Genomic DNA, 14,815 nt, shown 5'->3' with positions numbered 1-14,815 from the left:
GGCACACCGCCAGCCATTGCCCCGGCTTCTGCGGCACCCTTGAGGAGCTGCAAGATTTTGCGCGGGCGATGGCCTATAGATGGTCGCAATAGGCGTTACTGGTTGCGCGGTTCAGGTAAAAGCCTCCAGTCACGGCGAAAGGCGGATTCTGCAAAAGCGAGGCAAGCATGGTGAAAGGGCAAATGCAGGGTATTGATCGGGATCAACTTCCACACACTAGTGCGCAGGTGGGCGAGTGGTTATGGAGCCGGCCGCAAGGCGGGGCCGAGGTCTGCCTGATTCTCGCCCATGGGGCTGGCGCGGCGATGGATAGCCCGTTTATGCAGGGTATGGCGGAGCGCCTGGCGACGCGTGGGGTGGCGGTGCTGCGCTTTGAGTTCGCCTATATGGCCGCGCGGCGGGTGGATGGGCGCAAGCGGCCGCCCAACCCGCAGGCGCAACTGCTGGAGGCCTGGCGCCAGGTCTATGCGCAGGTGCGCCAGGAGTTCAGCGGGCCTGTGGCGATCGGCGGCAAGTCGATGGGGGGGCGGATGGCGAGCCTGCTGGCCGACGAGCTGGGGTCGGCTGCGCTGGTGTGCCTCGGCTACCCGTTTCACGCCATCGGCAAGGTGGACAAGCCACGGGTGGCGCATCTGGCCGATCTGCAGACGCCCACGCTGATGGTGCAGGGCGAGCGCGACGCCATGGGCGATCGCCTGACTGTGGCGGGATACAAGTTGTCAGTGATGATCGAGTTGTTATGGCTGACGGCGGCCGATCATGACCTGAAGCCGTTAAAGGCTTCAGGTTTTACTCATGAACAGCATCTGGACAGTGCGGCGGATGCTGTGGCGGCGTTTTTGTCGCGTTAGCGGTTAAAGCGCTCGACTAGCGGGGGCTGGCTTTACGCGGTCGCCGTCAGTTCTTTGCTGAGTAGGACCGTGCTCTGGGCTTCATCGGCGGAGGCAATCTGGTCGGCAATGCCTTCGATCACATCGACTACGCCGCCAATTTCGTCGCGGTCTTGGGCTCGGCGAGTCACGGTTCCGCCGGTTTCACCGACGAGGCGGGCAGGCGCCAATCAGGAAACTGACCGGGCTGACCAGAATGAACGGCTATCAGTTCTGCGAAACCGGTAGCCAGGGGGCGCTGCCCGGAATGGCCGACTTGTCCGAGTTGGTGCGTTGATGCAGTGCCTCGGCGTGACGTACTTGCTCGGTCGTCGGTTTGGTCGCGCCGATTCAGAACCTAGTGTGCTGTCTCGCAATAATCATTGCTCAAGCGGCTGCGGCTGGCCTGTGTAGGGTGCGCCGTGCGCACCACTGACACCGGGTGCCTGGTGCGCACGGCGCACCCTACGAGCCGGTGTCATCGAAACAATAATTCTGAGACAGCACACTAGCACCTGGCTGTTTTCCAGCAGTGGGGTGGCATAGGCGTTGACCCGGTAATGGTTGTCGCTCTTGTAGGGGTTTTAAAATTTGACGCCAGAATAATAACTTAACTTATCGAGCTTGAAAAAATTATTAATGATTGATTGTGCGACCGCTTACTTTGAAGAGGGGTGTTTGGTTGGGAGTCAGAAACTGTGCGGTATTCGGTAGCGATGTAATTATGTCGTCATGATTTTGGCGCTGTTTTGTTGAGTGATCATTCTTTAATAATGTGCCGCGCTTATTGCACTCGACTTGTTAGTTGTCATCTAATTGCGCTCCCCTGGGGCCTGAGCTAGACGGGTTGCGTCATTTTGGTGTTGGTGCGTTAGTTCGAATTAGTCATCGGTCTGATATCTCGTTCTGTTAACTATTTGTTTTGCTTGAAGTACGACTGCCTTTTCGGTTTTTAATGGCGTGCGTTGCTTTGGCATCTATTTTGCCTTTTCGAAATTGTAGGAATGACTCACAAAGATTTATGTCGGGCTGCTGTTGCTAAGAGCGGCCTGACTGATAAGTGGGCCCAAGGAGTTTGAAGTACCTGCCGGTCTATCAAGGGATATGGAGTGTTATCGGACATTCCATGGACGGTAATTGCAAGGAGGGTTCGTTACATGCGAATCAGCATTTTTGGTCTGGGCTATGTCGGTGCGGTGTGTGCAGGATGCTTGTCGGCAAGGGGGCATCAGATAGTCGGGGTGGATATCTCGGCGCTCAAGATCGATCTGATCAACAGCGGCAAGTCGCCGATTGTCGAGCCAGGGCTGGAAGTCCTGCTGCAGAAGGGGGTCAGTAACGGCAATCTGCGCGGTACCCTGAATGTCCGTGAGGCTATCCTCGAGACGGATATCTCGTTCCTCGCTCCTCCGACACCGAGCAAGCGCAATGGCGATCTCGATGTGTCCTATATCGTCGAAGTCTGTGAGCAGATCGGCAAAGTGCTGCCAGAGAAAGCCAGCCGTCACACCGTGGTGGTACGCAGCACCGTACTTCCCGGCACCCTGAAGAATGTGGTGATCCCGACCTTGGAAAAGGTCTCGGGGATGAAGGCTGGGGTGGATTTCGGTGTCGCGGTGAACCCCGAGTTCCTGCGTGAGAGTACAGCCATCAATGACTACGACTTCCCGGCGATGACCGTGATCGGCGAGCTGGATAAGACCTCGGGCGACCTGCTTGAAGAGATCTACAGCGAGTTGGATGCGCCGATCATCCGCAAGAGCATCGAAGTCGCGGAAATGATCAAGTACACCTGCAACGTCTGGCATGCGGCCAAGGTCACCTTTGCCAACGAGATCGGCAACATCTCCAAGGCGCTGGGTGTCGATGGTCGCGAGGTGATGGAGGTGATCTGCCAGGATCACAAGCTCAACCTCTCCAAGTACTACATGCGTCCGGGCTTCGCCTTCGGTGGCTCCTGCCTGCCGAAGGACGTGCGTGCGCTCAGCTACCGCGCCAGCCAGTTGGATGTCGAGTCGCCACTGATCGGCTCGCTTATGCCGAGCAATGCGGCCCAGGTCAAGAAAGCTTTCGACATCATCGCCAGTTACGACAAGCGCAAGGTCGCGTTGATGGGGCTGAGCTTCAAGGCGGGTACCGACGACCTGCGCGAAAGTCCGCTGGTGGAATTGGCGGAAATGCTGATCGGCAAGGGCTATGACCTGAAGATCTTCGACCGCAACGTCGAATATGCACGTGTCCACGGTGCCAACCGCGAATACATCGAAGCGAAGATTCCGCATGTCTCCTCGCTGCTGCGTGCCGACTTCAATCAGGTGGTCGCGGATGCCGACATCATTGTGCTCGGCAATGGTGATGAGATGTTCGAGACGCTGGTGAATCAGGTGCCTGCCGGCAAGAAAGTGATCGATCTGGTTGGGTTCATGCGGCAAACCACGGGTGCCGAACTGGAAGGTATCTGCTGGTAAGTCCAGCGCAATCAATACTCGCAAGGGCGTTACAAGAATAACAACAACGCCCCGTTGCAGTTCTGATAACTCAGACGGGTCACAGGGACATGGATGGTTTGCAGAGTCGCCTGCGCAATGGCGCAGGGTGGTTGTTTTACCTCACGTTACTCATGGGGATTGCGTTGCTGCTGCCGCGCAGCATCTTCGACCCGGAGTCCACAGACTTCCTTTTAATACTCGGTGCCGTTGGCATCTGGCGCTATTCCGTGGGCGCGATTCACTACGTGCGGGGGCTGATCTTCCTCTACTTGGTGTTTCCGCACTATCGGCGCAAGGCGCGCAAGCTCGGGGCGGCGGCCGATCCTTCGCAGGTGTTCCTGATGGTCACCAGCTTCCGCATCGATGCCCTCACCACTGCGCAGGTGTATCGCTCGGTGATCCAGGAGGCAATCGATTGCGGCTACCCGGCCACGCTGGTCTGTTCGATCGTCGAGTTGTCCGATGAGTTGCTGATCAAGAATCTGTGGGCGCGGATGAATCCGCCGGATCGGGTCAAGCTGGATTTCGTCCGGATCGCCGGGACCGGCAAGCGCGACGGCCTGGCCCATGGTTTCCGGGCAATTTCCCGGCACCTGCCGGATGACGATGCGGTGGTGGCCGTGATCGACGGCGACACCGTGCTCAGCCCGGGCGTGGTGCGCAAGACAGTGCCGTACTTCAAGCTGTTCGAGAACGTCGGTGGCCTGACCACCAATGAGTTCTGCGAGGTGCGCGGCAGTTACATCATGAGCGAGTGGCACAAGCTGCGCTTCGCCCAGCGCCATATCAACATGTGCTCGATGGCGCTGTCCAAACGCGTGCTGACGCTGACCGGACGGATGTCGGTGTTCAAGGCTCGGGTAATCACCGATCCCGGCTTTATCGCCGACGTCGAGAGCGATCACCTCGAACACTGGCGGCTGGGCCGCTTCAAGTTCCTCACCGGCGACGACAAGTCCAGTTGGTACAGCCTGATGCGCCTGGGCTATGACACCTTCTACGTGCCCGATGCGGCGATCAATACGGTCGAGCATCCGCCGGAAAAGAGCTTCATCAAGGCCAGCCGCAAGCTGATGTTCCGCTGGTATGGCAACAACCTGCGGCAGAACTCCCGTGCCCTGGGACTGGGGCCGCGGCGCCTGGGCTGGTTCACCTGCCTGGTGTTGTGCGACCAGCGCGTCTCGATGTGGACCAGCCTGCTCGGGCCGTCGGTGGCGATCATCGCCAGCATCAAATACGGCTTTGCCTACCTGATGATCTACCTGCTGTGGATCGGCATGACCCGCCTGGTCCTGACCCTGCTGCTATTGGCTTCGGGGCACCAGGTGGGGCCTGCCTATCCGCTGATCCTGTATTACAACCAGGTCCTTGGTGCGCTGGTGAAGGTCTACGTCTTTTTCCGCCTCGACCAGCAGTCCTGGACCCGTCAGAAAACCAAACTCAATCGCGACCTGGCCAGCTTCCAGCGCTGGTTTAACACCTGGTCATCACGAGCCATGACGTTCTCGGCGGGCAGCATCTTCGTTGCAGTGCTGATGTACGTGGTGTGATCGGCATAGGGATGGCCGATGGCCGCTTGAAGCTGGGTTTAACTTATTAATTTAAAGGGAAAAATTATGAGCGCAGTGATGAGTCCAGTCAGCAATAGCAATGTCGTGCATGAGTCGGAAGCCCAGCGCCAGTATGCACGCCTGAAGTTGCCGGCGAAGATCAGATACTACAGCCCACAGGGTCAGGAGCTGGAAGCGCAGCTGCTCGACCTGTCCGCCGGTGGCTTCAGCTTCGAGCTGAACAACGAGCTGGTGACCGAGGGCCGGCACTATCGCGGCAAGTTGATGTTCGAGGTCGACGGCATCGGCTTTGCCATGGATATCGAGTTTCAGGTGCGTTCGATCATCGGCGGCAAGCGCGCCGGCTGCGAGTTCCACAGCCTGCGGCCGCGCGAGATTTCGGCGCTGCGCTACCTGATCAGCTCCTTCCTCAGCGGCGAGCTGGTCAATGTCGGCGATCTGATCAACACCCTGCAGCGCGAGAACTTCACCAAGGCACGCAACAACAAGGGCGAGAGCGATAGCAGTTTCCTTGGCCGTTTGCGCGCGGTGGGTTTCAGCCTGGCGATCTTCCTGGTCGGGGTCAGTGCCTGCAGCTACGTGCTGTATCAGCTGTATGACATCTATTTCGTCACCCATGCCGACTCCGCGCAGGTCAGCGTGCCCGGCCAGCAGGTGTCGATGCCGCGCGAAGGCGCGGTGCAAAGCCTGGTCGCAGTGGGCAGCACAGTGAGCAAGGGGGCACCGCTGGCGACCTTCTCCGCGAGCATGCTGGATGCGCTGAAGGGTGTGCTGCCGGAAGCGGAGATGACCCCGGACAACCTGGAGCGTCTGTTCAGTAAGACCTTCCAGGGCACCCTGACCAGCCCTTGTGACTGCCGGGTGGTGAGTCAACTGGTGGGCGATGGCCAGGTGGCCAGCAAAGGCGCGCCGGTGTTCCTGCTGGCGCCGGTGGACAGCGTTGCCACTGTCGAGGCGCGTTTCCCTTATCGTGCGTTTGGCGAGTTGCAGCCGGGCACCAAGGTGAGCTTCCTGGTTGGCGGTGAGGCGACTCCGCGTAGCGGCAAGATCAGCAGCATGTCGCTGCAGGATGGCGGCCTGGCCTCCGATATCCGCGTGGAGATCCAGCCGGACGAGCCGCTCAGCAGTGACCTGGCCAAGCGCCCGGTCGACGTGCGGATTCGTCCGCTGAGTGGTATCTGGGCCAGTCACTCCGTGGCGGCCGGCAAATGAGCAGGTCCGGCTTTGCTTGCGGGCTGTTGGGCTCGATCAGCCTCAGCCTGTTGTCAGGGTGCATGACGCTGCCTGACCTGCAGCTGGCCAAGCAGGCCAAATCCAGCGGGGACCTCGCCACGGCTGAGCGGAACTACCGTGTCCTGGCCGAGCAAGGCTATGTCGAGGCCCAGATCGGCCTGGCCGACCTGCTGGTACGCAGCCCTTCTGTGGAGCAGCAGGCGCGGGCTGAGGCGCTTTACCGCCAGGCCATCGGTCGCTCCGCGGTGGCGCCGGTGCGACTGGGCAAGTGGCTGGCGAGCAAGCCGCTGCCCAGCCCTGCCGAGCGCGTCGAGGCCGAGCAACTGCTGCGTCAGGGCCTGAGTGAGGGCGACAACAGTGCGCTGCTGCCGCTGCTGCAGGTGCAACTGCAGGACCCGCAGAGGGTCAATGGCGGCGAGCTGGAGCGGCAACTGGCGCAGTGGCAGGAGCAGGGCATTGGCGAAGCGCAGCTCGGCAAGATCCTGCTGTACCGTGCGCGTGGCGACTATAGCCAGCATGCCGGCGAGATCGAACGGACCTGCGAGAGCTGGCTGGCCCAGGTCAGCGAGTGCTATGTCGAACTGGCCGGGATCTATCAAGGGCGCGGCGACAAGGCCAAGCAGCAACAGCTGCTGGAAAGGCTGGAGGCGGGCTACCAGTCCGGCCTGCTGCCGCCCGAGCGCCTGCAGGCGGTGGCCAAGGTGCTGGCCGACAGCAGTGTCGGTGAGCCCGCCCCGGAGACCGCCAAGGCGCTCTATACGCGCATCACCCCGGTCTATGCGGAGGCCTGGTGCGGTCTCGCCGAGCTGGTCCTGCGCTACCCCGAGCAAGGGGACACCGAGGCGCTGACCGGCTACCTGCAGCAGGGCATCGATGCCGGTTCTTCACGGGCCGCGCTGCTGCTGGGGCAGTTGTACCTGAAGGGCCAGATACTGCCGGCCGATCCCCATGCGGCGGAGAAGTACCTGTTGCTGGCGCTGCCGGGTCAACCAAGGGCACACCTGCTCCTCGGCAAGCTGTACCGCGAAGGTCAGCTTGCCGACATCGACCCGGACAAGGCGCTGGAGCATCTACTGATCGCTGCCCGCGGTGGTAATCCGAGTGCGGATATGGCGCTGGCCCAGCTGTTCGGCGAAGGCAAGGGCATCCGCATCAATCCGGTCTATGCCTACACCTTTGCCGTACTGGCGAAGAACCAGGGGTTGCCGCAGGGGCAACTGCTGATGGAACGCCTGGCTCCCAGGCTGCAACCGCAGGATCAGCAACAGGTGGAAAGCCTGCTCGCCCGGGAGATCCAGGCCCGCAGCGGTGCACAGGTCACCCTCAGGAACCAAGCCGATCAAGCGCAGGGAATGCTATGACCTCGAGTAAATCTTCAGTGGCAATGCTGCTGTGCAGCGCCGGCCTGCTGGCTAGCCCCGCCGTTCTGGCGGCGCAGCCGCAACCTGGCTTGTCGTACGGCGCCAACCTCAAGATTACCGCCCAGTCGACGGATGATCAGGACCTGGGGACTCGCGATGGCGGGGACTTCAATGGCGCCGGCTTGAGCCTGCGGCCGTGGATCTACCAACAACAGGGCGATTGGGCCGGCTACCTGTTGGGTGAGGCCTTTGTCGCCACCGATGTCATCGAGTCGGACACCAGCGAGACGGATACCTTCGATCCGAATGATGCCCGCGAGCGGGATGATCACTTCCTCGCCCTGCACGAGTTCTGGGTCGATTACGGCGGTCTGACCGCCTATCCGGGCGAGTCGCTCCGGCTCGGCCGGCAAAAGGTCCGCAGCGCCGATGGCCTGTGGTGGGACAGCAATATCGAAGCCCTGCGCTGGAGCTTCGAGACCACGTTGCTGGATGCCCACATCGGTATCGCCGAACGCTTCAGCGACTACCGCACCGATCTGAATGAGCTGGCTCCCCAGGATGAGGACCGGCTGCACCTGCTCGCCGACATCTCCAGGCAATGGCGGCCCGGACACTGGGCTGGCCTGAAGCTGCACCACAGCGATGATAGTGGCGATCTGCCGGCGCCTGGCAGCCCAGTAGATGAGCTGAGCAAGACCGAGACCGGCAAGCTGACCTGGGTTGGCGCGGAGCTCAATGGGGATTTCTACAACGAGCGCAGCACGCTGCCAGTCAACTACTGGGCCAGCGCCACCTGGCTGACGGGTGAGGGCGACACTCAGCGTCCTCGTACGGTGTCTGGAGTACGGCAAGCCGGCGCGGAGGAACACCAGGACGTCGATGCCTGGGCGGTCGACCTCGGCCTGCGCTGGAACATCGACGAGAGCTGGCGCCTTGGCACTACCTATACGCGAGCTAGCGGTGGTGTCGATGGTGACGACTCCGAGCAGTTCGTGCAGACCGATCTGCAGAGTAACCGCGCCAATTTCACCGGCACCAACTCGGGCATTTACCGCTTCGGTGAGGCTTACCGCGGCGAGTTGAACAACCTGCAGGCGGCCAGCCTGTTTGCCGGCTGGAACCTGGACAAGGACTACGACGCCAGCCTGATCTACCAGCGTTTCTGGCGTGTGGATGACCAGCAAGACAGCGCCAGTGGCCTGCAGGCCGCGCTTGAGCCGGGCGACAAGGACCTGGGGCAGGAGTACGACCTGGTGCTGACCCGTTATTTCAATGAAGGGCAGATGCCGGCCGAACTCGGTTGGTTGGATGCTTCTGCGGCACTGGTGCGCTTGCGGGGCGGGGTGTTCTTGCCCGGCGGCGCCTTCGTCAGCGGCACCGATTCGCGCATGCATCGCGCCGTCATTGATTTTGTCTGGCGTTACTGAGCGGGCGTGAACAGCGTACCGAGCAGACCATGGAGGTAGACGGAATGGATTTACACAGAGCGTTCTGGCACAGGAGTGGAGCCGGCCTGGCGCTGGTAGCCGGGCTGTTCTGGGCCACGGCCGGGCAGGCGGGTGAGACTGCTGCTGCGGCTGTGTTTGCACCAGCCAAGCAACCGGCCTATCGGGTGAGCAGTATCCCGGCAGATTCGCTATTGCTGCCCGCGCCGACACTGCCGGATCTTTCGCCTTACAGCGCGGAGGCGGTCTACGCCAAGATCGTGGCTAAACCGGCGGGCAACATCGTGCTTCGGCGCATGCTCGAGCAGAACCCGCTGGTGGAATTCACCGGCGGGGACGAGCGGCTGCGCGAGTGGGTGAAGCGGCAGGGGGAAATGCCGCAGGTGATCTTCATCGAGGGCGGTTACGTCACCCCGGCCGATCTGGCGCGCAGTCTGCCGCCGAAGTATTTCCGCGAAACCGAGCCCGGGGTGTATCTGGCGCGTTTGCCGATCGTGGTCAGCCAAGGGGCGACCCTGCATATAGGCAAGGAAACCAAGGATTTTCGCCTCTCCAGCGAGCGCGGAGCCTTCCTGATCAACGACGGCAAGCTGTTTATCACCGACACCCGTCTGACGGCTTGGCGCGAGGCAGACAATCAGCAGGACTGGTTCAAGAAGAAGGGCAAGTTCCGGCCCTTCCTCAACTCTTGGGGCGGTACCGAGACCTATATAGTCAACACTGTGGTATCCAGCCTCGGCTACACCGCCAGCAAGTCCTACGGCGTGTCCATCTCGCAGTACAGTCCGGCGATGCACCCGATCATGCAGCGCGGCCATCCCATGGGCTGGCTACTCAACTCCACATTCGATGACATGTGGTACGGCTTCTACTGCTACGAAGCCTATGACGTCGTGCTCAGGGGCAACACCTATCGCAACAACCTGGTCTACGGCATCGATCCGCATGATCGCTCGCGCCGCCTGATCATTGCCGAGAACACCGCCTACGGCACGGTGCAGAAGCACGGGATCATTGTTTCCCGCGAGGTCAACGACAGCTGGATCTTCAACAACCGCTCTTACGAGAACCACCTTTCAGGGATAGTGGTTGACCGCAGCAGTGTGAATAACCTGATCGCCCACAACGAGGTTTACCGCAACCAGTCCGATGGCATCACCCTCTACGAGAGCGGTAACAACCTGCTGTGGGGAAACAGGGCTTTCAACAACGGCCGCCATGGCATTCGCGTGCGCAACAGCATGAATGTCGGGCTGTACGAAAACCTCGCCGCGGCCAATGGCCTGCTGGGCATCTATGGCCATGTCAAGGACCTCAAGGGTACCGACCGCGATCTGCAGCTCGACCCCTTCGACATGAACATGTCGCTGACCCTGGTCGGCGGGCGGCTGATTGGCAATGAGTCGGGGGCGATCTCGGTGGTCTCACCGCAGAGCGTGAAGCTTTATCAAGTCGAGATGCTGATGCCCATCCAACCCACAGGTATCGGCATGTTCGGCGCTCTGGCGGATGGCAAGAACCAGATCATCGACCTGCTGGTTCGACAGAAGAAGGCCGTGCTGGTCCTTCCGGTCGACAAGCTGGCGCAATTTGAGCAATGAGGAGCAAGCGATGAGATGGAGTTCAGTAGTAAAGCCCGCAAGCCTCTGGTCACTCTTGGGGGCGGGGCTCGAGCTCGCCTTCGGTCAGCTTGCCTTTGCGACGGAAGCGCCGCAGTACCAGATCGAGCGGTGCTGTGAAATCTGCCCGCAAGCCATGCTCGATAGTACTTACAGCGGCGACCTCAGTGAGTTCAGCAAGCTGGTGCAGGGCCAGAAAGACTGGCTGTTTCGGACCAAGACCGACCTGATGACGCAGATGGGTACTACCGCGGAAGGCTATGTACGCCTACAGCAGCTGCGCGATGCCCTGAAGAAGAAAGGTGTCGAGTTGATGGTGGTGTACATACCGCCGCGGGGCATGACCAATGCTGAAATGCTCGATCCGGCTGTGCGCCAGGGCTTCGATTATGAGCTGGCCAAGAGCAACTACCACGCCGTGGTCGAGAAGATGCGCAGCCTGGGGATTCGAGTGCCCGACCTCACCCCGCTGCTGTATGAGCATGGTGACGCGGAGAAACCGTTCTTCTTCAAGCGCGACCACCACTGGACACCCTATGGGGCCGAGTTCACCGCAAGACTGGTGGCAGAAGAGCTGCGCAAGTCCGAGCTGTTCAAGACTGTTCCGCCCAAGGAGTTCGTCAGTAGCCCCGATAGGCTGATGCCAAAGATTGGCACGCTCAACAGCGCGTTCGACAAGATCTGTGGCTACAGCTATGCCAGCCAATATATGCCCCGTTTTATCACCGAGCCGAAGGACGAAAGTGCCGATCTTTTCGGTGATGCGGAAACACCGGAGATAGTGCTCGCCGGCACCAGCTTTAGCTCGCCGCAGTACAACTTCGGCGGCTTTCTCAAGCAGCACGCCAATGTCGATATCGACAACCGTTCGGTGAGCGGCGGCGGTTTCCACGGCGCCATGCTGCAATACCTTGGTAGCCAGGACTTCCAGAACAACCCGCCGAAGGTGCTGATCTGGGAAATCACCAGCTATTACGACCTCTCGATGCCGCTGTTCTATCGCCAGATCATGCCGATGCTCGACGACGGCTGTCGCGATACGGCCGCGACCATCAGTCAGAAGGTGGCACTGCATCCAGGCAAGAACGAAGTGCTGGTCAATAGCGATGTCAGGCCGGTCCGCAGCGAAAACTATGTGGCGGATATCCAGTTCAGCGACCCCGAGATCAAGGAGCTGCGCAGCTCGCTCTGGTACATGAGTGGCTCCAAGGACAGCCTGCTCATTTCTCGTGGCCGCGAGGTCGAGCCGGATGGCCGCTTTGTCTTTGACTTGCGTGATGACGCGGAATGGTCTGGCCAGACCCTGCTGTCTCTGGAAATCGAGATGCCGCAAGACATACCGGCAGGGTTGCAGGTCGAAGCGAAAGTCTGCCCTAGAGCGAATACATCAAAAAGCGAGCTGCAGGCGAGGGCCGACTAGTTCGTTCGTGCTGTGCGCCTGGCTAGAGCAGGCGCATGAGCCCCTGAGGGATCGGGGCCGGGTTAGTCATTCAATGGGAGTTTGAGTGCATGGTTTTTTCGTCAAACGTGTTTCTGTTTCTGTTCCTGCCGGTTTTCCTCGGCTTGTATTACCTGAGCGGAAACCGCTATCGCAATTTGCTGCTGTTGCTGGCCAGCTACCTCTTCTATGCCTGGTGGCGCATCGACTTCCTGGCACTGTTTGCGGCAGTCACGCTGTTCAACTACTGGATAGGTCTGCGTGTCGGCGCCGCCGGGGTGAGAAGCACAGCCGCGCAGCGCTGGCTGGTTCTCGGCGTAGTCGTGGATCTTGGCGTGCTCGGCTACTTCAAGTACGCCAACTTCGGCGTCGACAGCCTCAACGCCATCATCGCCTCGTTCGGCGTGCAGCCGTTCGTGCTCACCCATATCCTGTTGCCGATCGGCATCTCGTTCTACATCTTCGAGTCGATCAGCTACATCATCGATGTGTACCGCGGCGACACCCCGGCGACCCACAACCTGATCGACTTCGCCGCCTTCGTGGCGATCTTCCCGCACCTGATTGCCGGCCCGGTGCTGCGCTTTCGCGACCTCGCCGAGCAGTTCAAGCACCGCAGCCACACGGTCGACAAGTTCGCCGAGGGCTGCACGCGCTTCATGCAGGGCTTCATCAAGAAGGTCTTCATCGCCGACTCGCTGGCACCGATCGCCGATCACTGTTTCGCACTGGCCGACCCGAGCACCGGCGATGCCTGGCTCGGCGCCCTGGCCTACACCGCGCAGCTGTACTTCGACTTCTCCGGCTACAGCGACATGGCCATCGGCCTCGGCCTGATGATGGGCTTCCGCTTTATGGAGAACTTCAAGCAGCCCTATATCAGCCAGTCGATCACCGAGTTCTGGCGGCGTTGGCACATCAGCCTGTCCACCTGGCTGCGCGACTACCTGTACATCAGCCTGGGCGGCAATCGCGGCAGCACCTTGCAGACCTACCGCAACCTGTTCCTGACCATGCTGCTCGGCGGCCTGTGGCACGGCGCCAACTTCACCTACGTGATCTGGGGCGCCTGGCACGGCATCTGGCTGGCCATCGAGCGCGCCCTCGGCGTGGACGCCGCGCCGCAGCGCATCCAGCCGTTGCGTTGGGCCTGCACCTTCCTGCTGGTGGTGCTCGGTTGGGTGATCTTCCGCGCCGAGAACCTCGATGTCGCCTGGCGCATGTACGCCGCTATGTTCAGCTTCGCCGACTGGCGCCTGTCCGAGCTGAACAGTGCGCAGCTGACCAGTCTGCAGATCGCCACGCTGCTGCTGGCCTATCTGGCCATGGCTTGGTTCGGTATCCGCCAGTTCCATAGCCAGCCGCTGAGTGCTGCTGCCAAGGCCAGAGCCGAGGTGGCAGTCGGGCAGAGCGGTGGTGCCCAGGCGCATTTCATCGACCCCGCCAACCTGCTGCCAGGCACTGCCCAGGCGGCGGTTGCGCTGCCATCCCTGCGCCTGCGGTTGCAGTGGCTGGCCTTGCATGTCGGGGTGTTGCTGCTGTTTGCCGCCTCGATCCTGAAACTCTCCGCGCAGAGTTTCTCCCCCTTCCTGTATTTCCAATTCTGAGGGGCCTGGGCCATGAAACGATCCCTCCAACTCAGCTACATTTGCCTGTTTCTCGGTCTGTTGCTGGGGCTCAGTCTGTGGTCGATCCGCGGCATCCTCAGCTTCTCCAGCGCGGATGACACGCCGGTGCTCGACGGCAAGCTGACGCATGCCTTCGAGAAGCACTACGACGACCAGTTCGTGCTGAAGAAGCTCGGCACCAATATCTGGGCCGCCCTCGATTTCGTGCTGTTCGGCGAGGGCCGGCCGGGGGTAGTGGTCGGCCGGCAGGACTGGCTTTTCACCGATGAAGAGTTCAAGCCGGCGTCGCAGGGCGATGTGCTGCAGACCAACTGGCAACTGATCGAAGCGGTACGCGCCGAGCTCAACCGCCGGGGCGTGACGCTGGTGCTGGCGCTGTTACCGGCCAAGGCCCGGCTGTATCGGGAGCATATCGGCGACGTACAGCCGGTGGCCGCCCAGCAGCAGTTGTACAGCGAGGCCTTCGGCCGCATGCAGGAGCGCAAGGTGCTTGGCCCGGATCTGTTTCGCGAGTTGTTGCAGGCCAAGGCCCAGGGCAGCGTGTTCCTGCGTACCGATACCCACTGGACGCCTTTCGGCGCCGAGGCCGTGGCCAATAGCCTGGCACGTTACCTCGAGGCCAGGGGGCAGTGGCAGCCGGGTGCCGCGGCATTCGTCACCGAGGACCGGGGCCGCGAGCTGCACAAGGGCGATCTGCTCAGCTTCCTGCCCATGGACCCGTACTTCTCGACCTTGCAGCCGCCGGCAGAGACCTTCGTGCCGCGCCGCACCCAGCCGGTTGGCGAGGCGCTCGAGGGTGATGCGCTGTTCGCTGAGGCTCTGCCCGAGGTGGCGCTGGTGGGTACCAGCTACAGCGCCAACCCGAAGTGGAACTTCGCCGGCGCGCTGAAGCAGGCCCTGCACAGTGAGCTCGTCAACTACGCCGAGGACGGCCATGGCCCGGTGTTGCCAATGCTCAAGCTGTTGCAGCGCGGCGAGGCGGAAACCGCAGCGCTGAAACTGGTCATCTGGGAGTTTCCCGAACGCTACCTGATGCAGCCCAACGATCTCTCGGGCTTCGATCCGGCCTGGTTGCAGCGCCTGACGTCCGCGGTCATCGACAGCGAACGCCTGGCAGTCAGCCAGCCCTTCATCCCGCTGGCCCGCGACTAGTTCGCCG

At 61.2% G+C, this 14,815-nt stretch carries 10 protein-coding genes and 1 pseudogene; 10 read left to right on the top strand and 1 reads right to left on the bottom strand.

All coding sequences use genetic code 11. The annotated features are described in order from the left end of the window. The first annotated feature begins 167 nt into the window (after nt 1-167). Entirely contained in the window at nt 168-851 is a 684-nt protein-coding gene (locus FFS13_RS01050; RefSeq protein ID WP_137817272.1) for an alpha/beta family hydrolase, read from the top strand. A 98-nt stretch (nt 852-949) separates the two neighbouring features. Here the strand turns inward: FFS13_RS01050 and FFS13_RS20310 are convergent. After that, nucleotides 950-1,042, bottom strand: a pseudogene (locus tag FFS13_RS20310) (hypothetical protein); the annotation flags it as partial. 984 nt (nt 1,043-2,026) lie between these two features. Here FFS13_RS20310 and FFS13_RS01045 point away from each other — a divergent pair. From FFS13_RS01045 to FFS13_RS01005, 9 genes are all read left to right on the top strand, one after another. Then, complete coding sequence (locus FFS13_RS01045) at nt 2,027-3,337, top strand: nucleotide sugar dehydrogenase (protein WP_137817271.1); 1,311 nt, start codon at nt 2,027-2,029, stop codon at nt 3,335-3,337. A gap of 89 nt (nt 3,338-3,426) precedes the next feature. Next, the gene (locus tag FFS13_RS01040) at nt 3,427-4,908 is read left to right on the top strand and encodes a glycosyltransferase family 2 protein (protein WP_137817270.1); all 1,482 of its coding nucleotides are present in this window, start codon (nt 3,427-3,429) and stop codon (nt 4,906-4,908) included. A 78-nt stretch (nt 4,909-4,986) separates the two neighbouring features. Continuing rightward, on the top strand, nt 4,987-6,141 hold the full coding sequence (locus FFS13_RS01035) for an alginate biosynthesis protein Alg44 (RefSeq protein WP_137817269.1): 1,155 nt from the start codon (nt 4,987-4,989) through the stop codon (nt 6,139-6,141). Beyond that, the gene (locus FFS13_RS01030) at nt 6,138-7,523 is read left to right on the top strand and encodes a tetratricopeptide repeat protein (RefSeq protein ID WP_137817268.1); all 1,386 of its coding nucleotides are present in this window, start codon (nt 6,138-6,140) and stop codon (nt 7,521-7,523) included. Before FFS13_RS01035 ends, FFS13_RS01030 begins: the two co-directional genes overlap by 4 nt. After that, nucleotides 7,520-8,953 carry an alginate export family protein gene (locus FFS13_RS01025; protein WP_137817267.1) on the top strand — a complete coding sequence of 478 codons (1,434 nt, stop codon included), beginning with the start codon at nt 7,520-7,522 and terminating at the stop codon, nt 8,951-8,953. Before FFS13_RS01030 ends, FFS13_RS01025 begins: the two co-directional genes overlap by 4 nt. Before the next feature lie 44 nt (nt 8,954-8,997). Continuing rightward, on the top strand, nt 8,998-10,572 hold the full coding sequence (algG, locus tag FFS13_RS01020; RefSeq protein WP_137817266.1) for a mannuronan 5-epimerase AlgG: 1,575 nt from the start codon (nt 8,998-9,000) through the stop codon (nt 10,570-10,572). A gap of 10 nt (nt 10,573-10,582) precedes the next feature. Continuing rightward, complete coding sequence (locus FFS13_RS01015; RefSeq protein ID WP_171006388.1) at nt 10,583-12,010, top strand: alginate O-acetyltransferase; 1,428 nt, start codon at nt 10,583-10,585, stop codon at nt 12,008-12,010. 89 nt (nt 12,011-12,099) lie between these two features. Further along, nucleotides 12,100-13,635 carry an MBOAT family protein gene (locus tag FFS13_RS01010; RefSeq protein ID WP_137817264.1) on the top strand — a complete coding sequence of 512 codons (1,536 nt, stop codon included), beginning with the start codon at nt 12,100-12,102 and terminating at the stop codon, nt 13,633-13,635. Nucleotides 13,636-13,647: 12 nt separating this feature from the next. Next, complete coding sequence (locus FFS13_RS01005) at nt 13,648-14,808, top strand: alginate O-acetyltransferase (protein WP_137817263.1); 1,161 nt, start codon at nt 13,648-13,650, stop codon at nt 14,806-14,808. The last annotated feature ends 7 nt before the right edge of the window (nt 14,809-14,815 follow it).

The sequence above is a fragment of the Pseudomonas sp. 2FG genome (assembly GCF_005502935.1).
Lineage (GTDB): Bacteria > Pseudomonadota > Gammaproteobacteria > Pseudomonadales > Pseudomonadaceae > Aquipseudomonas.
This window is presented reverse-complemented; position numbering and strand designations above follow the sequence as displayed.